Source organism: Acidobacteriota bacterium, from assembly GCA_020845575.1.
Taxonomy (GTDB): Bacteria; Acidobacteriota; Vicinamibacteria; order Vicinamibacterales; family Vicinamibacteraceae; genus Luteitalea.
Map to the genome: position 1 here is coordinate 1 of JADLFL010000003.1, position 20,366 is coordinate 20,366.

Annotated in this window: 16 protein-coding genes; 1 reads left to right on the top strand and 15 read right to left on the bottom strand. The window is 69.0% G+C overall.

The annotated features are described in order from the left end of the window. Positions 1-26: 26 nt before the first annotated feature. The 13 genes from IT182_00950 to IT182_01010 form a co-directional block, all read right to left on the bottom strand. Positions 27-803, bottom strand: coding sequence for an ABC transporter permease (locus IT182_00950; GenBank protein MCC6161902.1), 777 nt, complete (start codon positions 801-803; stop codon positions 27-29). 601 nt (positions 804-1,404) lie between these two features. Next, positions 1,405-2,328, bottom strand: coding sequence for an ABC transporter ATP-binding protein (locus IT182_00955; protein MCC6161903.1), 924 nt, complete (start codon positions 2,326-2,328; stop codon positions 1,405-1,407). Further along, positions 2,325-3,167, bottom strand: a complete 843-nt coding sequence (locus IT182_00960) for a hypothetical protein (protein MCC6161904.1) — start codon at positions 3,165-3,167, stop codon at positions 2,325-2,327. The genes IT182_00955 and IT182_00960 overlap by 4 nt, the downstream gene beginning before the upstream one ends. Further along, entirely contained in the window at positions 3,154-4,077 is a 924-nt protein-coding gene (locus IT182_00965; GenBank protein MCC6161905.1) for an ABC transporter ATP-binding protein, read from the bottom strand. Before IT182_00965 ends, IT182_00960 begins: the two co-directional genes overlap by 14 nt. 160 nt (positions 4,078-4,237) lie before the next feature. After that, positions 4,238-4,795 (bottom strand): HDIG domain-containing protein, encoded by a 558-nt coding sequence (locus IT182_00970; GenBank protein ID MCC6161906.1) that lies wholly within the window; start codon positions 4,793-4,795, stop codon positions 4,238-4,240. 5 nt (positions 4,796-4,800) lie between these two features. Continuing rightward, positions 4,801-6,294, bottom strand: coding sequence for an amino acid permease (locus tag IT182_00975; GenBank protein MCC6161907.1), 1,494 nt, complete (start codon positions 6,292-6,294; stop codon positions 4,801-4,803). An 87-nt stretch (positions 6,295-6,381) separates the two neighbouring features. Further along, complete coding sequence (locus IT182_00980) at positions 6,382-6,819, bottom strand: NUDIX hydrolase (protein ID MCC6161908.1); 438 nt, start codon at positions 6,817-6,819, stop codon at positions 6,382-6,384. Between the two features lie 10 nt (positions 6,820-6,829). Continuing rightward, entirely contained in the window at positions 6,830-7,645 is an 816-nt protein-coding gene (locus tag IT182_00985; protein MCC6161909.1) for a hypothetical protein, read from the bottom strand. Continuing rightward, entirely contained in the window at positions 7,642-9,489 is a 1,848-nt protein-coding gene (locus tag IT182_00990; GenBank protein ID MCC6161910.1) for a CRTAC1 family protein, read from the bottom strand. The genes IT182_00985 and IT182_00990 overlap by 4 nt, the downstream gene beginning before the upstream one ends. After that, positions 9,486-12,812 (bottom strand): VCBS repeat-containing protein, encoded by a 3,327-nt coding sequence (locus IT182_00995; protein ID MCC6161911.1) that lies wholly within the window; start codon positions 12,810-12,812, stop codon positions 9,486-9,488. The genes IT182_00990 and IT182_00995 overlap by 4 nt, the downstream gene beginning before the upstream one ends. Before the next feature lie 203 nt (positions 12,813-13,015). Next, a complete protein-coding gene (locus IT182_01000; protein ID MCC6161912.1) occupies positions 13,016-14,623 on the bottom strand; it encodes a tryptophan 7-halogenase in 1,608 nt (535 codons plus the stop codon). Beyond that, on the bottom strand, positions 14,620-15,564 hold the full coding sequence (locus IT182_01005) for a radical SAM protein (protein ID MCC6161913.1): 945 nt from the start codon (positions 15,562-15,564) through the stop codon (positions 14,620-14,622). Before IT182_01005 ends, IT182_01000 begins: the two co-directional genes overlap by 4 nt. Then, positions 15,561-16,889, bottom strand: coding sequence for an asparagine synthetase B family protein (locus tag IT182_01010; GenBank protein ID MCC6161914.1), 1,329 nt, complete (start codon positions 16,887-16,889; stop codon positions 15,561-15,563). Before IT182_01010 ends, IT182_01005 begins: the two co-directional genes overlap by 4 nt. 136 nt (positions 16,890-17,025) lie before the next feature. Between IT182_01010 and IT182_01015 the strand changes: the two genes are divergently transcribed. Continuing rightward, entirely contained in the window at positions 17,026-17,979 is a 954-nt protein-coding gene (locus IT182_01015; GenBank protein MCC6161915.1) for an aldose 1-epimerase, read from the top strand. A 69-nt stretch (positions 17,980-18,048) separates the two neighbouring features. Here the strand turns inward: IT182_01015 and tsaD are convergent, their stop codons facing one another. Further along, on the bottom strand, positions 18,049-19,134 hold the full coding sequence (tsaD, locus tag IT182_01020) for a tRNA (adenosine(37)-N6)-threonylcarbamoyltransferase complex transferase subunit TsaD (protein ID MCC6161916.1): 1,086 nt from the start codon (positions 19,132-19,134) through the stop codon (positions 18,049-18,051). Continuing rightward, a complete protein-coding gene (gene mtnA, locus IT182_01025) occupies positions 19,134-20,201 on the bottom strand; it encodes an S-methyl-5-thioribose-1-phosphate isomerase (protein ID MCC6161917.1) in 1,068 nt (355 codons plus the stop codon). Before mtnA ends, tsaD begins: the two co-directional genes overlap by 1 nt. Positions 20,202-20,366: the final 165 nt, after the last annotated feature.

Genomic DNA, 20,366 nt, shown 5'->3' on the forward strand with positions numbered 1-20,366 from the left:
CCGGTTGCCGGGTTGCCGGTTGCCGGTCACTGCTCCAGCACGTACTCCCGCTTCGTTACAGTGCGCATGGCGAGCCAGAGGGAGGCCGCGGAGATCAGGACGAGCCAGGCGAGGCTCGTGGTGGCCGGGGGGAAATCGCGGAAGAGCGTCGTCAGGAGGCTGACGGTGCTGTCGTCGGCGGGCATGGTCTGCGGGACGAGGCCCTGGAGGTAGTACGCAACCGAGAAGCGGCGCAGGTAGCCGGGGATGAGCAGGATGGCGGGTTCCCACGCGAAGACGAACGCGAGACCGGTGAGCAGCGGCCGCTTGAACCTCGCGCCCACCCACGCGAACACGGCCCCATAGGCCGCCAGGCCGATCGCGATGACGCCGAGGTCTTTCACGAGGTCGATGAACCCGCTCGCGAGGGACGCGCCTGGCCGCGACATGATCAGCAGGTACACCAGCACGATCGACGGCAGCACGACGGCCACCGTGCACGCCAGGTAGGCGAGGTACTTGCCGAGCAGCACGGCCCCGCGCGGAATCGGACGCGAGAACAGGTAGGTGATCGTCTTGTCCTCGATCTCGTCGGCCATCAGCGACGTGCCGTAGAACACGGCCAGCACGGGCACCGCGAATCGCAGGTAGAACACCCACACCATCAACCCGAAGATCGCCCCGCTGCCGATCTTCACGCCATCGATCTGCATGCCCTGCCCCGTCCCGACCGTCAGCACGTCGATCACCCGCACCATGAGCGCGATGAGCAACGGCCCCCCGACGACGAGTCCCATGAACACCGTCCGCCGCGACCACAGCATCTGGTCCAGCGATAGATCAAAGACCCTCAGAGCCGCACTGGACAGGGACAGGGGTTGACCGGCAACCGGCAACGGGCAACCGGCAACCGGAGCCTCCCGGGCGGCAACCGGCAACCGGCAACCGGCAACGGGGGACTCCACATCGGGAGCCGGTGCACCACGGCCGGCAACCGAGGGGCCACCACCAGCGGTTGGTGTGGGTAGTTGGTTCTCGACGTTGGGAACACCGGTGTCGGAACGTGTCATTGCGGGACGTCTCCTGGGCGATCGGCGTGGACGACCCGGGCATGCCTGTTGCTCCGGAACGCGGCATGGCCGACGTCCGCGTGAGAGCCATGCTGCACCGCCTCATCATGCCCGTCGAACGCTCCTCTCCCACACGCTGACCCTCTGCCCGTCAGCGGTTGTGGGACTCCGACTGCCAGCCGTGAGCTCTCCCGGTTACCGGTTGCCCGTTGCCGGTGGCCGGCCGTGAGGCTCCGGTTGCCGGTTGCCCGTTGCCGGCTGCCGCCCGGGAGGCTCCGGTTGCCGGTTGCCCGTTGTCGGTTGCCGGCCGTGAGCCCTCCGGTTGCCGGTTGCCGGTTGCCGGTTGCCGTCACTGTCATCGCACCAGATACCCGAACACCGCGGCGAGGTTGTCGTCGGGGGAGGTGACCTCGTCGATGCGACCGAGGGACTCGGTGGCAGCGAGGGTCGTGAGTTGCGTGTAGAACGTGTCCGGCTGGTCGGTCTCGACGACGAGGGCGTCGGCTTCGAAGCGGAGGCTGCGCACGTACGGGAACGAGAGGCACTCGCGCGCGAGTTCACGGGGGCGTTCGGCGCGGATGTGGACCGTGTGTGGGTGATGGTCGATGAGCGCGCGGATGTCGTGGACGTCGCCCTCGGCGAGGATGCGGCCGTTGTTGATGAGGAGCACGTTGCTCGTCATCGCCTCCACCTCGTGGAGGATGTGGCTCGACACGAGCACGCTGCGCCCGTCGCGCGCCCAGTCGCGGATGAGGCGAATCGTGCGGCGGCGCATGAGCGGGTCCATCCCCGTCAGCGGCTCGTCGAGGATGAGGAGCTCGGGGTCGTGCACGAGGGCCTGGGCGAGTTTCACGCGCTGGCGCATGCCCTTGCTGTACGCGCCGATCTTCTTGTCCGCGGCAGGCACGAGATCGACGGCGTCGAGCGCACGCAGCGCCGCGGCGCGGGCATCGTCCTGCGAGAAGCCACTGAGGCGCGCGAGCGCCGCCACCCACTCGACGCCCGTCATCCGCTCGTAGAACGCATCCTGCTCGGGACAGAACCCGAGGCGGGTGTACGCGGCGGGGTTGTTCCAGATCGGCTGGCCCAGCACCGTGAGGCTGCCCTTGCTCGGACGCAACTGGCCGGTGACCAGCTTCATGAACGTCGACTTGCCGGCGCCGTTCGGGCCCAGCAGGCCCGTGATGCCCGGCGGGATCGAGACGGTGACATCGTTGAGGCCGATGACCTGGCCGTACCACTTCGACACGCCGTCGACGCTGATGACGGCTCCGCTCATGTCACGACCTCCACGCCCCTGACGCGACGCTCGAGGATCGATGCCGCGATCGCGATCACCGCGAGCAGCACGAGGATCGACACCGCCACGGGCGTGTGGTAGCGCGGCGCCTGCCTGAAGATCAGGTCTCCCACCTGCTCGAGACTCGCCCTGATCGAGATCCACGAGACCGTCGTGCTGCCGGTGATGAGGCGCAGCGCGTTGAACATCGCGTCGGAGAAGATGAGCGCGCCGGCAAACAGGATGCCGACAAAGCGGCTGCTGCGCGACAGCGACGACAACGCCGTCATGCCGAACGTGATCACGATCACTTCGAGCAGGCAGTACAGCGTGATCGACGCGACGAGCGACGAGTTCGCGACGAGGAACGTGAAGCTGCCGGAGAAGGCGACCTGCATGACGAGCAGCAGCATCGCGGGGAGCCAGGTGATTGCGAGCAGGAACGTGGCGAGTACCGTCATCTTGCCGAGCACGTACTCGGCGCGCGTCACGGGCTTGGAGAGGTACAGTTGCAGCGCGTTGGCGCGACGGTCGTTGGCGATGAGTCCCGACCCGACGTAGACGGTGAGCAGGAAGACGAACACGCTCTGCTGGCCGAGGAAGTCGCGGAACATCTGCACCGACGGGGCGAGGAACGGCGCGGCCTGCGAGAAATTGGCCGCGAGGAACAACTGGCTCGCCCGCACGATGAACGGAATCCACGCCGCGAGCACCAGGCCGAGGAACGCGCGGCGCGAGAGGAACGTCATCAGGCCCGCGCGAGCAATCACCGTCCAGGCGCTCGCCGCGGGCCGCCGCTCGCCCTCGTAGCGGCGGTACGACTGATCATGGATGGGCACGGCCGCCTCCTTCGATGGCGTCGATGAAGACGTCCTCGAGCGTGGGGACGCTGGGCCGCAGGTGTCGCACCTGCATGCCGTGCGCCGACGCGAGCGTGAACACGTCGCGCGCGCTGCGGCCGGCCGGCACCAGCACGCGCATCACGTCCTGGTCGGTGCCGTGCGCCTCGATGCCATTGCCTCGCAAGGCCGTGAGGAACGCCGGCAGATCGCCCTTGATGCGCAGTTCGAACACGCTGCCGCCCTGCCCCTTCAGCGTCGCGATGGGGCCCTGGGTGGCCACGCGTCCCTTGTCCATCACGATCACGTGGTCGCAGGCGTGCTCGACGTCCGGCAGCAGGTGCGACGACAGGATCAGGTTGACGCGCTTGGCGTGGCCGAGGTCGTGGATGAGCGCGAGCATCTCGTCGCGGCCCTTCGGGTCCATGCCGTTGGTCGGCTCGTCGAGGAAGAGCAGATCGGGATCGTGGACGAGCGCCTGGGCCAGTTTGATGCGCTGCTTCATGCCCGTCGAGTACGTCTCGACGTTGCGGTAGCGCGCCTCGCCGAGGCCGACGTAGTAGAGCACCTCGTGCGCGCGCTGCATCGCGTCAACAGGCGGCAGGCCAGAGAGTTGCCCGCAGTAGGCCACGAACGTGACGGCGTTCATGCCCGGGATGTGCGCGTCGTTCTCCGGCATGTAGCCGATGCGCGTGCGGATCTCCGCGGCCCTGTGCCTGACGTCGAGGCCGAAGACGTGCATCCGGCCGCGTGACGGCGCCACGAACCCCAGCAACGCCTTGATCAGCGTGCTCTTGCCCGCGCCGTTCGGCCCGAGGAGGCCGACGGCACCAGGCGGGAACTGCACGCTCACGCCGGACAGGGCGTCGCTCGGCCCGTACACGACCGTCACATCGTCGAGGGCGATCACGGAGGAGGCGGGTTCGGGGGCCACGGACACAGGCTACATACGGAGCAGGGTGGACGCCAGTTCAGCGACCGGCAACGGGCAACCCGGCAACCGGCAACCGGGACCGTTCGCTCCATCGAGGACGCCAGATCGGTTGCCCGTTGCCCGTTGCCCGACACCGTCACCGAACGCCCAACTCGTCCGCGCGTTCCCTGAGGGACTCTATGACGTTGGCGATATGGGCCTCGATGGGCAGGTCGAGCAGCGCCGCGCCGTGCAGCATGTCGTCGCGCGAGACGGCGCGTGCGAACGCCTTGTCCTTCATCCGCTTCTTCACCGACGCGGCTTCGAGGTCGAGCACGCTCTTCGATGGTCGTACGAGTGCCGCGGCCATGACGAAGCCCGACATCTCGTCGCAGGCGTACAACACCTTCTCGAGCGGACTGTCACGCGACACGCCGCTGTAGTCGGCGTGCGACAGGATCGCGCGCGTCACCACCTCGGGATAGCCGCGCTCTCGGAGGATCTCGACGCCCTTGTACGGATGGTCGTCGAGCGACGGCCAACGCTCGTAATCGAAATCGTGCAGCAGCGCCGTCACGCCCCACAGGGCTTCGTCGCCACCCATGCGTCTCGCGTAACCACGCACTGACGCTTCAACGGCGTAGGCATGACGACGAAGGCTCTCGCCCTGGGTGTACTCGTGCAGCAGCGCGAGCGCCGCGTCGCGATCGGGCACCCAGGTCACGATCGGCGCCCCCGGCGCGCCAGCAGGTACACCGGCACGCCCGTCAGCACGATCACGAGCCCCGGCCACGTGGTGGCCGGGCGATACGCGAAGAGCACCAGCAGGATCGAGAGGGCGCCGACGATGTAGAGCGCCGGCACGACGGGATAGCCGAACGCCTTGTACGGACGGGGCGCGTCCGGACGCGTGATGCGCAGCCGGAACAGGCCCGCCACCGTGAGCGCGTAGAACAGCAGCGCCGCCGAGATCACGTAGTCGAGCAGGTTCGAGTACAGGTTGCCGTACGTGCCGGTGGTCACGTCGTACGTGCGCGGCAGCACCAGCAGCACCGCCCACACGCCCTGCAGGACGAGGCCGAACGCGGGCACCTGCGCCTGGTTGAGCTCGGCGGCGCGCTTGAAGAAGAGGCCGTCGCGCGCCATCGCGTAGTACGCCCGCGCACCAGCGAGGATCAGCCCGTTCTCGCAGCCGAACGTGGAGACCATGATCGCCACGGCCATCACCACCGCGCCGATGCCGGGGAACACCGTGTCGATGAGCAGCGTGGCCACGCGATCCGACGGCGCCGACTGGATCGACGCCAGCGGCAGCGTCACGAGGTACGCGATGTTCGAGAGGACGTAGAGGCCCGTCACGATGGCCGTCCCGAGCACGAGCGATCGCGGCAGCGTGCGGCGCGGGTCCTTCACCTCGCCCGCCGTGAAACAGATGTTGTGCCACGCGTCGGACGAGAAGAGCGACCCCGTCTGCGCGATGCCCATCGCGACGAACAGGCCGAACACCGTGGCCGCCGTGAGCGACGGCGCGAGTTCGACGACGCCACGCGGTTCCCAGAGGTTGCCGAAGTTGGCCGCCACCGCGTCGGCGTTCCACCCGAGGAGCAGGCCCGTGCCGATGAGCGCGACGAGCGCGCCCGTCTTCGCCGTCGTGAAGACGTTCTGCACGACGCGGCCGTACTCGAGACCGCGCGTGTTGGTCCATGTGAGGAGTGCGATGAGGAGCACGCCGAGCAACTGCGCCGTCGAGAGCGACAGCGCGTAGCCCGACGAGATGTGGATCGGCGCGATGAGGTAGCGGTCTTCGGCGATGGCCGGGAACACCACTCCGGTGAAGCGCGCGAAGGCAACGGCCACGGCGGCGATCGTGCCCGCCTGAATCACCGTGAAGAGGGTCCAGCCGTAAAGGAACCCCCACAGTGGCGAGAACGCCTCGCGGAGGAAGATGTACTGCCCGCCCGCGCGCGGCATCATGGCGGCGAGCTCGCCGTACGCCAGCGCCGCGCCAATCGTGAGCAGGCCGGTGATGACCCAGGCGAGGAGCAGCCAGCCGGGGCTGCCGAGGAGGCGCGCCATGTCGGCCGACACGATGAAGATGCCCGACCCGATCATCGAGCCGACCACCACCATCGTCGCGTCGTAGAGGCCGAGCCCGCGCCGGAACTCGCTGTCGAGCCCGGCATCCCGCGCGTCGGCGGGCGATGGAGTCTGCATGGAACGGGGACTATATCAGGAGCCCGGGCACCGGGCACCGGGCACCGGACGGACGGGGAGCAAAGGACGAAAGTGTAGCCGCCGGAGTCATCCGGCGGTCAGCATCGTGCGGGCGCGGGCGATGACTGACGAGGCCTTGGCCGTCAGGCCGTACGGGGCCAGGGCGTCGAAGTGGGCCCACTCGGCATCCGACACATCGTCGCCGGGCATGAGGGTGCCGCTGACAGGGACGCACAGATAGTCGACGAGCACGAAGTGATACTTCACGCGGCCGTCCTCGTCGTGCAGGATGCGGTCGAAGACCTCGATCACGGCGCCCACCTGCACCGCGAGGCCAGTCTCCTCGCGGAGTTCGCGCGCCACGCCGTCTTCGAGCGACTCCCCCACTTCGAGCGTGCCGCCGGGGATGCTCCAGCGCAGCGCCAGCGGCTCGTACTTCCGCTTGATCAGCACCACGCGGTCGCCATCGACGATCACGCCGCCGACGCCGACGATGGGACGCGAGGGATAGAGACGCTGCGACACGGCCGTGGACTCAGGCGAGGCGTGCCGCCGCGGGGGGCATCGCGTCTGATGACGATGCCCGGACCGCACGGCGCGTGAGCGCGATCTCGACCAGCATCGCCAGTGGTCCCACGATGAAGAGCGCGTAGTACGGCGCGTGAACGGCCTCCATCAACCGGAACACGGCTTCGAGCGCGGCCACGAGCGCCACCACCACGCACTGCGCCCAGCGCGGACGCACGGTGGTCTTGGGGTCAGTGATCATGAAGAAGATGTACAGCTGATACATCGGTCCGGTGATGGGCGCGACCTCCGCGAGGAACGGATGGCCCGTGTACCACGCGCGCACGAACGACAGGACAACGAAGGACACGACGTAGGTGGCCGTGATGTGGAAGCGGCCGAGCGTGCCGATGATGACGGCACCGAACAGCCACACGGTCACCATCGGCAGCAGCATGTTGCCCCACTGCACGCTGAGGCTGGCCACCGAGTCGGCCGCGAGCACCAGCATCGCCACGATGCCGAAGTTCGACGGGTTCCAGATGTGCCGCCCGTCCACGCGCAGCAGGTACTTTGACGTGATGGAGATCGCTGCGCACAGCGCGTACGGCCAGAAGTCTGGCGACCGCACGAGCATCCCGATGCTGATGCCGGAGATGTAGGCACTGGCCAGGTGCGGCCACTGTCCGAGCAGCAGACGTGCGAGCACGATCTCCATGCCGATCGACGTCGCGATCGCCAGGAACGTGCGCGACCAGCTCTCGAGGAAGCCGAATGTGTACTGGCCCACGGCCAGGACGAGCGTGACGAGTACCGGTGCGAGATAGCGCTTGTCCAGCGTCATGCCGGTTCCTTCAGTGCGTGGATCTGGTTGATCGACGGCCGCTCGATGGTCTGGACCCTGCCCGACGGCCATCGCACCTCCACGCGCTCGACCGCGTCAGCGGTCCCGAGCCCGAAGTGCAGGCGACGCTGGTTCTGCGCACAGAAGCCCGATCCGGCGAGCACCTCCTGCACCTGCACCGCTCCCGCGCGATGCACGGCGACCTGCGCGCCGATCGCGTCCCTGTTGCTGCATCGATGCGTGGCCGGGCCCGGAGGGCCGGCTCTGTCTTCTTCAACGGACGGCATTCCGGGGCGACATCCGCCTTCGAGTTCGAACGCCACCCAGTTGCGGCCCTGGGCGACGTCGTTCTTGTAGAACAGCAGCGGCCCGCGCTGATTGGCCACGATGACGTCGAGCACGCCGCGATTGTCGAAGTCGGCAAGCGACACGGCGCGGCCGTCGTACTGGTCGGTGACGCCGACCATGCGAGCCACGTCGATGAAACGTCCCGCGCCGTCGTTCATCCACACGCGCTTCGGCTGATAGCCGGCCAGGCTTCGCGTACCCATGGCCGGCCAGTTGGCGGCATCGCCAATCACGACCTCATGGCCACCGGCCACCTTCGAGTAGTCGTACCAGTAGTTCTCGTTGCGCGACGCCGACACGTAGCCGTTCACGAGATACAGGTCGAGCGCGCCGTCGTTGTTCAGATCGCCGAACTGCGCACCGAAGCTCCAGCCGCCGAGCGCGACGTTCATCGACGAGGCGAGGTTCTCGTACATCGGCAGGCCGTCGGCGCGCGTCGATGACGGTACCCACAGGTTGTTGCCCTGGATGAGGATGCCCTCTTCGGAGATGTTCGAGACGTAGATCGCGAACCGGCCCTGATTGAGCACGTCGCCGACAGACGCGTTCATGCCGCTCTTGGGCGCGTAACCCACGCCCGTCTCGCGGCCGGCTTCGCGGAACGTGCCGCCATCGTTGACAAACAGCTCCGACACGCCGTAGTCGTTCGCGATGAAGAGATCGGGATACCCCGTGCCGCGCAGATCCGCGGCGACCGCCGCGAGCGCCCAGCGCGTGGACGACAACCCGCGCGCGGCGCTCACCTCCTCGAATCGCCCGTCGCCGAGGTTGCGATACAGGTACTTGCGACCGCCGTTGCGCGCGTACTCGAAGCTCTCCGGCATGATGCGCGTGTTCGGCAGCCTCCACAGGTTCACGTCGGCCGCGTAGTAGCCACCCATGAAGAAGTCGAGGTGCCCGTCGCGATCGAAGTCGAACCACACGGCGGCGTTGATGTTGGCCCACGACGGCAGGCCGGCCCGCTCGCTCACGCGCGTGAACACGCGTCCCTGCTCGTTGTGGAACAGTTCGGGGCGTCCCCAGCGATACAGCAACAGGTCGGGATAGCCGTCGTTGTCGTAGTCGCCCCACACAGATCCCATCGATACGCCCGTTGCCGGATCGTTGAGCGCGGCGAGCCCCAGCGCGGCGGCGACGTCCTCGAACGTACCGTCGCCCTTGTTGCGAAACAGACGATTGCGGGATCCCTCGCCGCTGTTGGTGACGTAGAGGTCCGAGAGTCCGTCGGCGTCGACGTCCACCACCGCCACTGCCGCGCCCATCGAGGCCACCTGCGGCATGATGTGCGCGAGCCTGGCATCGAAGGTCGGACCTTCGTGCGTGAACGTGAGTCCCGCGGCGGCAGACGACTCGGTGAGTCTGAAGCCGTAGCGATCGAGCGCGTCACCCGATGCAGCGCTCATGGCCTGACGCTGTTTCGCGTGACGGATGGCTGCCGGCGTCGCGAGCAGCGCGATGAAGAACGCCGTCAGCAGGATGCGGGCGCGAACGCTCATTGCCGTGCACCCTCTGGCGCGCCGCGCAACGCGGCGCGCGCAGCAGGGGCGACATAGCGCGTATGGTACGTGGCGAAATCCTCGGCGTGCTGGCGATACACGGGGTCGTCCTCGAGCGTGGCAGGCCGGCGGTCGTAGCGGCCCGATGCGTGCGTGGGCAGTGGCAGCACCGTGCGCGAGGCGGTGGTGTTGTAGTCACCGTCCTTCACCCATCCATCGGCAACCACGATGAAGTCACGCGTGTGGCCGGCGGCCACCGGTGGTGCTTCGGTGAAGCGCAACGCGAGCTCGTCGCCGGCGTTCATGATCACATAGCGATCGTCGACGGTCCCGAGCAGGGGCCTGACGTCGCCAAAGCGCGTGTGGAACCCTTCGAGATCGAGCCAGCGCGGCGCCACGCCCGCCACACGATACCGCGGACGCTCGGGCGATCCCGCCGCGTGCGGTGGCGTCTCCGAGAAGCCTCGATAGCGCAGATCCGCTGCGGCGAGTGGCACGCGAACGGACGTGACACTCACGTCAGGCCTGCCCACCGCCCATCCGAGTCGATCCCAGAACACTTCGAGGTTCGTCGTGAGGCGGAAGCGTCGTGGTCCCGTCGCGGGCGCGTGCGGGTGCAGCGGCACGAGGATCGTCTTGTCCTTGCCCGCCGGGAATCCCAGGCCCGTGCGCGCGGGGCGGAACGTGCCCGCTGCGTCGGCGACGTCGAGCGCCAGCCCCGCCGGTGCGGCGTGGCGTCCCTGCGACAGCGCGACGTTGATCGAGCTGTCGGTCGGATGCACCCACCCGTGCGCCACGAGATAGAGCTCGCCCTCGCGCGGAGCCGACGCCGGCAATTCGAACTCCACGGCGTGCTGCCGCGTCACGCCCTGGTACCTGCCGCGACCGGCAAAATCCAGATGCACGTCGTCTCGACGCGCCACCGTGGCCGCCGCATCGCGCCCGCCATCGTCTCGCACGTCGGCGAACGGCTGCACCAGCCCCGTGACCACTGGTTCGAGCGCGGGCCCGGGTACGGAGAAGCGCTCGTCGACGAATACTTCCGTGTCTGCCGGGTGATCGACAACGAGCAGGGAGACCGTGTCGAAGAAGTGCGTCTCCCACAGTTCGGCGGTGATGCGCAGGTCGTACGCGCCATCGCGCGGACGCAACTGCGTGCCGCCGACCTTGACCCAGTCCTCGGTCATCGCGACGTCCGCGGTCGCCTGCGCGTTGATGCGAAGGCCGAGCGGCGAGCGCCAGATCAGGTCCGTGACGAACGACATCGCTTCGCCGTCCCACGCAAACAACCACGGGCACGATCCCTTGAGTCGCTGGTCGGCGCGGATCGTCGTGTCTGCCTGCTGGGCGAACTCCGACTGCAGCACGCCGTTCGGCCAGAGGATGCGCACGACCTGACTCTGCTCCGCGGTGCCGAGGCCGATGTGGACGACAGGGCTCGTGATGCGGCGCGTCTGCGCGTGCAGCCCCGTGCGCACCTCGACCTCCCCACCGATACCGAACGCGTTGACGCGTTGATCGCCGGTGGCGGCCGCGGCACGCGGTCGGAGGCGCTGCCAGTGGTACGGCAGCGTTCCCGTACTCGTCGCACGCACCACGTGCCCGTCGCCGTCACGTCCCGCCAGGTCCACCCGTCCGTCCTCATCGAGGTCGGCCACCGCGTCGGCGCGCATCGCAAGCGCGGCGTCCATCAGCGTGAAGCGTCCGACAGCGCCGCCGAGCAGGATGCGGGTCTGCGCGGCGCTCGCGACAACGATGTCCAGCGCCGCGTTGTTGTCGAGATCCGCGGTGAGCACCGTCGCCGAGGATGCGTCGAGTCCCGTCAGTCCCGACGCACCGATGTCCTGCCAGCGCCACTCAGGCGGAGCGCCGGCGCGGTCCTCGAACGAGAGGCGCGCCAGATGGCCAGCCCCCGTCACGCCGACGATATCCGCTCGACCGTCGCCAGACACGTCGGCAGCGTCCATCGCGACCAGCGGCGCGGCAGGCGCCGGGACCTTCGCCTCCTCGAACGCACCACCGCGCAGATTGAGGGCCACGCGCACGTCTCCCGCCTGGCCGAGACACGCCGCATCAGGCACGCCGTCACCGTCGACGTCGGCCCACGCGAATGCACGCCACCCCGAGCACACGACAGGCGACGGCTGCGACAGGAACGTGCCGTCGCCGTTGTTGCGGAGCACGGTCGCCGGTCCGTCGCGACGTGCGACCACGATGTCGAGGTCGCCATCGAGATCCACGTCGGCCGCCCATACGCCGGTGATGGCCATGGTCAGGTCTGCCTGCGGCAGGGCCGTCGCGGCCGTCACGTCACGCCACTGGCCTTCGGCATCCTGCTGAAGGACGGCAAGACCATGCTCGCCACCGACAACGGCGTCCATGCGGAAGTCCGAGTCGATGTCGAGCAACGCGGCGTGCGTGGCGCCGTGCGTGCGCGACGCGATACCACGGGCCGGTGCCACGTACACGGTTCCGTGGTCGAGGGCGACGATGGCCTCGGCGGCGTCGGCGGTGAGAGCTGTCGCCCCGACCCATGTCGGCGTGCGTGTCGTCCAGCCGTCGATGGGCGTCACGACAAACGTCATCGCGGTATCGGGTTCGGCGGGCGCGGCCTCTGGCGTCGGCAGCACGACGAAGCGGCGCAACGGCTCGCCAATGGCGTCCAGCGGTGTGGTGACCTGCGCGAGTGCGCGCCGGAACACGAGCTCGCGAACGAGCACGTTGCGCAGGAAGGCGACCTGCGTCGCGGCCGTCCGCGGCTCGCGCGCAGCGGCTTCGGCGAGCGACGCGAGACGTTCACGGGCGGCATCGGGCCACGTCGCGGCCTGCGCCTGGAGCGACTGGAGCGCGCTCGCGAGCGCCGCGCCATCGCCGCGCTTGGCGGCGATGCGTGCAAGGTCGAGGCGCGCTGGCAGGTTCTCCGTGCGCGCGAGCAACTGCTCGAGCACCCGCTGCGCCTCCGCCTCGTCGGCCTCCGTGCCCTGACGTTCGACGTCCTGCGCCAGCGCGTACGCGGCACGCGGGTCCGACGGGGCGAGGTCGACGGCGCGCCGCCAGAAGCGCGTGGCCGCCGCAAGCTCCCCGGCCCTGCTCTCCACCAGCGCCTGCAGCCGCACGATCGACGCGTCCTCGGGCGCAAGCGACGACGCCCGTGCGAGCTGCGCGCGCGCGGGCTCGATCTCCTGCTGTCGCAGCAACAGCAGTCCGAGGTTCGCCCAGCCGGCGGGTTCCTGCGGCACGAGCGCGACAACGCGATCGAGGTGCTCGCGCGCCAGCAGTTCCTGGCTCGTCTCCATCGCCGCGAGCGCCGTGTGGAACGACACGACGGCCTCCCTGTATGTCTCGGGGGGCACGTCGACACTGCGACGGCACGCACCGACGGACACAAGGGCCACACACAGCCTGCCGAACAGGAGTCCGGGCACCGGGCACCGGGCACCGGGCACCGGGCACCAGGCAGCGGGCACCGGGCGGCGGGCGGCGGGCACGGGGCAGATCGCGCGCGTCACTCGATACCGTGTCCTCATCACACGCACTCCTCGACAGGCATCGTCTTCACCGGGATCCCGCAGCGTTCGAGCATCGCGCCGATGTCTGCCTCGCTCACGCCGAGCCGCTCGCGCGCGGCGAAGATGTCGTCGACGCTGACCGGATACCAGTCACGTCGCGTGCGATCGCCGAGTCCCGCCACGTCGTATGGTGCGATCGTCGCGTCGATCGCGTCGGCAAGCCGGCGCCTGACATCGGCGCCCGCCTCACCCGCTGGTGCGTCGACCGCCGCCCTGGTGATGGCTCGGACGGCAGGCGCGAAGGTCCTGTCGCCACGAAGCAGGAAGCCGCGCGCGCGATGCGGAAGGTCGAGCCTGCGCACGGTTTCCGTGTAGCTGGCCGCTGCGAAGTACAACAGCGTCAGCCGCTTGAACATGTCGAAGTCGCGCATGTTCGCGTACAGCGCGCCGACAAGGCGCGCCGCGGCGCCGAGTTCCGTCACCGTATCGCGTGCGTATCTCCGCAGCGCCGCTTCCCGTTGGTCGCCGTGCGCCGACTCGGTGAGGACCGACGCAAGGCGGTCGATCCCGAGCAGCGCGAGCGGGAATCCCGTGGAGAGCATCGGATCGACAACGCCGGCAGCCGACGGCAGTAACGCCCATCGCGCGCCCGCGACCGTGGCGGTGCGGTGTGCCACGCGCGGCGTGTACACGAACGGACGCGTGGGCCTGGCATCACGGAACTGTTCCGCGATCGACGGGTGAGCCGCGAGCAGGCGCATCCATCCATCAGCGCCCTCCTCGAGGGCATACCCGCGCGCGAGCGGATCGGTCGCGGCCACGCCGGCGCTCGTGATGCCGTTGTCGAAGCGCAGTACCCACATCCACGCGCCCGGCCACACGTGGTGCAGCGCCGCCGCGTCGACGGGATAGGGCGGTCGTGCGTCGCTCGGCGCCACCGCCGCCCACTCGCGCACGTCCGTGAAATGCGTGAACAGCGCCTGCGTCGGCGGCATGTGACGCAGCGGCGCGTCACCCAGTCCCAACGCGCGCCAGAGATACCCGCGCGGACCGCTCGCGTCGACGAGAAAGCGCGCGCTGACGCGTACGCTTCGGCCTTCGCGCGTTCCGTCGATCGTCACGCCATCACCCGTGAACACCGGCGCATCGAGCGCACAGGCATCGAGATACGTCGCGCCAGCCGCTTCCGCCTCGCTCGTCAGCCACGCGTCGACGGCAGGCCGGTACCAGTGCGTGTCCGCCACCTCGTCGTGCGGGCTCGCCGCCACGAGCAACTGCCGAACGTGCGTCGCGTCGTCTCGGAACGCCTGCCCGGGATCGTGCCTGAAGAAGCTGAACCCGCGCTTCAGCCCGCACGGGAGATCCGGATATTCGCGTTTCCACGTGCCCCACGACGCGAGCGGTCGCAGGCGCGGCAGGTCGTAGCGATCCGCGAGCTCTTCAATCAGGAGCCCGGCGAGCGGCGTCGACGACTCACCGATGACGAAGCGGGGATGGCGTCCGCGTTCGAGCAGCGCGACGCGCAGGCCGCGCTGCCGGAGCACCTGGGCGAGGATCGCGCCGGCGAAGCCCGCGCCAACGATGGCGACATCGGTGTCGACGTGATGGACGGGCACGAGCGTCACGAAGCGAGCGCCTCCGCGCAATGTCCACATGTGACGGCGTCGAGCGTCCGCTGCTCGGCGTTCTGTCGAGCGAGGCGGCTGCGCCTCGCCTCGACGCAGTGCGGGCACGCCGCGTGCGCGTCGAGATCCCACGTATCGGCGAACACGCGAGGCCCGGCTTCCGCCAACGCGTCGGCGAATGCCTCCTCGAGATCCGCGAGCGTTGGCGGCACGAACGCGCCGGCCGCCGCCAGCGCCTGCAGCGCACGCTCGGTCGATCGCGTCGGGATGAGCGAGATGACCTCCGCGCCGCACGATCGCGCCAGGCGCACCGAGCGCCGCAGCCACTCGCCTCGTCGATCGGCGGGAACGACGGGCGGATGGACGAGCAGGAACACGCGCAGGGCGACACCCTCACGACGCAGGGCGTCGGCCGCCGCCGCGAACGACTCCCTCGTCACGCCCTTGTTGATGGCGTCGAGCGCTTCCGGATGGGCAGTCTCGAGCCCCATCGCGACCTCCAGCGTCGTGCCTCGGCGCGCGAGCAGGTCCCTGAAGCGCCAGGCGCGGTCGCCCACGAGCGCGGGATGCGACTCCACGACAACGCGTGTGCTTCCACTTACCAGTTCCGCCACTCCCTCATCGTCTTCGGGAGGCACCGCGCGGCGATCGAAGTAGCTGCCGGCGTTGTACAGCTTCCACACGTCGGGCAACGTCCCGGTGCCCCGCAGCGCGGCGTGTGCGTCGCGGAGTTGCGCTGGAATCGCGCCGGCCGGGGTGGCGGTCTCGGTCGTGTGCCGCCACAGATCGCACATGACGCAGCGCCAGGCGCATTCGCTGCCCGTCAGGAAGACGGTGGCCGTCGTGAGCAGGCGTCCCGCGGCATCCGCCTCGGGTTCGACGAGGACGCCCTGGTGCCGGAACGGATCGTGGACGGGCCGCGGCCGGGCGGAGGCGGTCATGCGTAGAGTGCGTGGACGGCCCGGCGGCACTGCGCCTCGTCGGCGGGCAACACCTGTCGCAGCGTGGCTTCAGCCATGGCGCCGTGCTGGAAGCGACGCTTGGGAAACGCGGGCATGTCGAGTCCCGTCACGGCGCGTACTCCGCGAGCGACGATCTCGCCCTTGAGCGCGTACAGCGTCGGCACGTCGTAGCGCGTGAGCGTGGCGAACGGGATCCCCTCCGCCACGTCGACCACCGAGGGGCGCGTGTACGGACTGAACGCGTCGAAGCCGTAGCGACGCGCGGGCGCGTACGTCCGCACGTAGCTGCGGCTCAGGCCGCCGCTGTACGTCAGCGAATGCTTGATACGCCCGACACCCCACCCTTCGTGGTACAGCATCAGGTTGTCCACCACGCTGCGGATCGTGAGCTCGGGATTCTCCTCGATCGGGTAGTCCTTGAGGTTCTCGTCGCCGCCGTCGCCATCGACGAGGAAGCGCCACTCCGGATACGCCGCGCGGATGCCGCGGCACAGTCGCAGACCGAGCGCCGCACACTCGACGTCGAGCGGCTTGTAGTCCTCGATCACGCGCAGCGTCTCCGCGAGATCCAGCGGATCGTCTCCGGCAGGGACACTCTCGAAGAACAGTCCGAGTCCGAGCTGGTCGAGGAACGCGCGCGCCTGCGCGACATCGGGGCCGCCGGCGTCGAGCACGAACGCCTTCAGGCGCGCGGGCGACATCCCCAGGTGCCGCATCGTGTCGTAGACGACGAGGAACACCGAGCCGGAGTCGATACCACCTGAGAAGCACACGCCGACGGGGGCCGTGCCGCCGGACACGGCGTCGACATGGCGCAACCACTTGGCCACCTCGGTCTGCAGCGCCCCGATGTAACGCGCACCGATCGCGTCGAGGTCGGGTTCCAGCGCGCCACGCTCGGGCGTGAAGAAGCGCGTGTAGATCGGATCGGGGTCGGGGCATCCCACCAGCCGGATCTCGACGATGTGGTGGGCGGGGACCATGCGGGTGTAGCTCGGATGGAACTGCCCGGCGAGGCCCTCGGTCGCGAGCGCGTCGCGCAGCGTGTCCATGCGATCGGCGATGAACAACGCGGGTCCTTCCGCGCGCTTGGCGAGGAAGTAGCGCATCGGTCTGTCGAGCGACCGCGCGAGCCGCACGGTGATGCCGTCCTTGGCAACGAGCGCGAACGACCCGTCGATCGCGCGAACGGCGGCCGGGTCGCCGCTGCCCACCCGCGCGCGGGCCTCGTCGATCGTGATGCCGTGGAGGAGGTTCAGCGACTCGTCGAGCAGGTCGACCACGCGCTCGATGTAGCGGTGCATCGCACGATTCTATCGTCGCTGGCCGCTGGCGGGCCCCGCGCTCACCCGAATGCACTACGGCGTTGGGCGGGTTGGTTCCCTGGCGGGGCTTGCCCGGCTCGTGTGCGTCGTGGATGTATAGTCGGCCGACATCGACATGGGCCTGCTGCTGACACTGCTGATGACGACATCCCAGACGGACCCCGCGTTTCCCACTGCCGACATCGCGGGCGACCGCATCACGGCAACCGTGGCTCTGCCCGACGCGCGCGCGGGCTACTACAGGGGCACCCGGTTCGACTGGTCGGGCGCGCTGCTCAGCCTGCGGTGGAACGGGCACGAGTACTTCGGCCCGTGGTTCGAGCACCACGATCCGAACGGACACGACGGGATCACAGGCCCGGTCGAGGAGTTCCAGGCCGGCGCGTCGTCGGTCGGCTACGCGGAAGCACCCGCCGGCGGCACGTTCCTGCGCATCGGCGTGGGGCACGTGCGCAAGCCCGAAGAGCCGGCGTATCGGCGATTCGGCACGTACGAGATCGTGGACAACGGCGCGTGGACGATCGAGCGTGCCCAGGGCCAGATGACGTTCACCCACACACTCGGGGAATCGAACGGGTACGCCTACGTCTATCGCAAGACGCTGACGCTCGCGGGCGATTCATTGATCCTGGAGCACTCGTTGCGCAATACGGGCCGCAAGCGGATCGAGACCGCCGTCTACAACCACAACTTCTTCACGCTGGATCGCCAGCCGACCAACCAGGACATCGTCGTGCAGTTGGGCAGACCCGGACGCGCGACGCACGCGCTCGAGCCGCTGGCCGACCTCGATGGGCAGACGCTGCGGTTCCGTCGTGAACTCGCGAAAGGCGAGCACGTGTTCACGGAGTTCGAAGGACCCGGCACCGCCGTCGCCGACTACGACATCCGCCTCGAACACCGCAGAACCGGAGCGGGCGTCCGCATCCGTTCCGATCGTCCGCTCACCGATTTCGTCTTCTGGGCCGCCCCTCGCACCGTGTGCCCCGAACCGTATGTCGACGCCAGCGTCGCCCCGGGCGAAGAGACGACCTGGACGATCACGTACGAGTTCTACACGCTGAACTGATGGTCGGCAACCGGCAACCGGCAAATCGGCAACCGGACGGGCCCGGCAAGCCCGGCCGGCCGTTTCCTGTCACATCGCCAGGCTGGCGTCGGCGTTGAAGTCGAGGGGGCTGCCGCGGTGGCCTGACTGCCACAGGCGCAGTCCGGCGGCGGCGATCATGGCGGCGTTGTCGGTCGACAGGGCGACGCTCGGAACGAACACGCGCAGGCCGACGGCCGCGCCACGCGCCTCGGCTTCGGCGCGCAGGCTGCTGTTGGCGGCCACGCCGCCGGCGATGCCGATCGCGCGGGCGTCGAACCACTCCGCCGCGCGGAACGTGCGATCGAGCAGCGTCTGGATCACCACGCGCTGGAAACTCGCGCAGATGTCGTCGACCTCGCGATCGGTGAGCCGACGCGCACCGCCGTCAGTGGCACGCTCCACGTGCCGGCGCACCGCCGTCTTCAGCCCGCTGAACGAGAAATCCGCGCGCCGCTTCAACGCCTGCTCGAATCCCTCCGGCAGGTGCGTCTCCGGTCCCTTGTTGCGATCGTCGTGCGTCAGCTTCGGGACGGGGAACGCGATGGCATGCGAATCCCCCGCGCGCGCGCGCCGGTCGACGACCGGCCCGCCGGGATACCCCAGCCCCACCAACTTCGCCACCTTGTCGTACGCCTCCCCCGCCGCATCGTCTCTGGTGCGGCCGACGAGGCGATACACGCCAGGTGACGGCAGGTGGAACAGGCTGGTGTGCCCGCCCGATACGACGAGTACGACTGCCGGATACGGCAACTCGCCGTTGTGAAGCGCAAGCGACTCGATGTGGCCCGCGAGATGGTGCACCGGCAGCACCGGAATGCCGCGCGCCGCACCAACGGCCTTGGCAAAACTCACGCCGACGAGCAGCGACCCGACCAGCCCCGGCCCCTGCGTGACGGCGATCGCATCGACGTCCTCCCATGACGAGGATGCGTCAGCAAGTGCTTCCTCGACGACACCACAGATGTCGCGCAGGTGCTGTCGCGCGGCGAGTTCCGGCACGACACCGCCCCACTCGCGATGGATGGCCACCTGCGACGCCACGACGCTGGATCGCAGATGCCACCTCTCGCCGTCGCTCTCGACGATGGCGGCCGCCGTCTCGTCGCAACTGCTCTCGATGCCGAGTACGCGCATCAGCGCGCTCCGGCCGCTTCGGGAACCCGGTCGAACAGCGCCTTCAGCGACTCCGCGTACGGCGCGCGCGCGACGCCGCGCTCGGTGATGATGCCCGCGATCAGACGATGCGGCGTGACGTCGAACGCCGGGTTGTACACCTTCGCCGCGTCGGGCGCGATCTGCGTCGCCCCGACGTGCGTCACCTCGCGACGATTCCGCTCCTCGATCGGGATCGCGTCGCCGTCTGGCGTGCGCAGGTCGATCGTCGAGAGCGGCGCCGCCACGTAGAACGGTACGCCGTGCTCGCGCGCGAGCACCGCCACCGTGTACGTGCCGATCTTGTTGGCGGCATCGCCGTTCGCGGCGATGCGGTCGGCACCGACGACGATGAAGTTGATGCGTCCCTGGCGCATGAGAACGGCGGCCATGTTGTCGGAGATGACGGTGGTGTCGATGCCGTCGCGCACCAGTTCCCACGCCGTGAGGCGCGCGCCCTGGAGCACGGGCCGCGTCTCGTCGGCGAACACGACAACGGATCGACCCTGTTCGATCGCGCCGCGGATCACGCCGAGTGCGGTGCCGTACCCGGCCGTCGCGAGCGCACCGGCGTTGCAGTGCGTGAGGATGCCCGCCTCCGCGGGCACGAGCGCACCGCCGTGCCTGCCGATCGCCTTGCAGTTCTCCACATCCTCGTCGTGGATGCGATGCGCCTCGTCGAGCATCGCCACGCGCAGGTCGTCGACGCTCGCGCCGGCGAGCACGCGCTCGGAGAACACGCCCTTCATGCGCTCGATCGCCCAGAAGAGGTTGACGGCCGTCGGCCGCGTCGCCGCGAGCAGATCGCAGTCGCGCAGGAACTCGGTGGTGAGCTGTCTGGTGCCAGCGGCCTTGCTGCGGCGCACGCCAAGCACCAGACCATACGCGGCAGACACGCCGATCGCCGGCGCGCCGCGAATCACCATCGTCTTGATGGCCTTGGCGACCTCGGCGGGCGTCGTACACGTCACGTACACCTCACGCGTCGGCAGCTTCCGCTGATCGACCATCACCACCGCATCGTCCTGCCACGCAATCGTCGGGAGCATTCAGGAATGATAACGGTGCCGGCAACCGGCAATGGGCAACCGGCAACCGGAAAGTCATCGCCACATGTAGCCGCCGCATGAATCCGGCGGCTACGCGTGTTCCGTAAGCCGTAAGCCGTGAGCCATGAGTCGTCGGCTACCTGAAGAATCGCGCGTCGAAGGGAC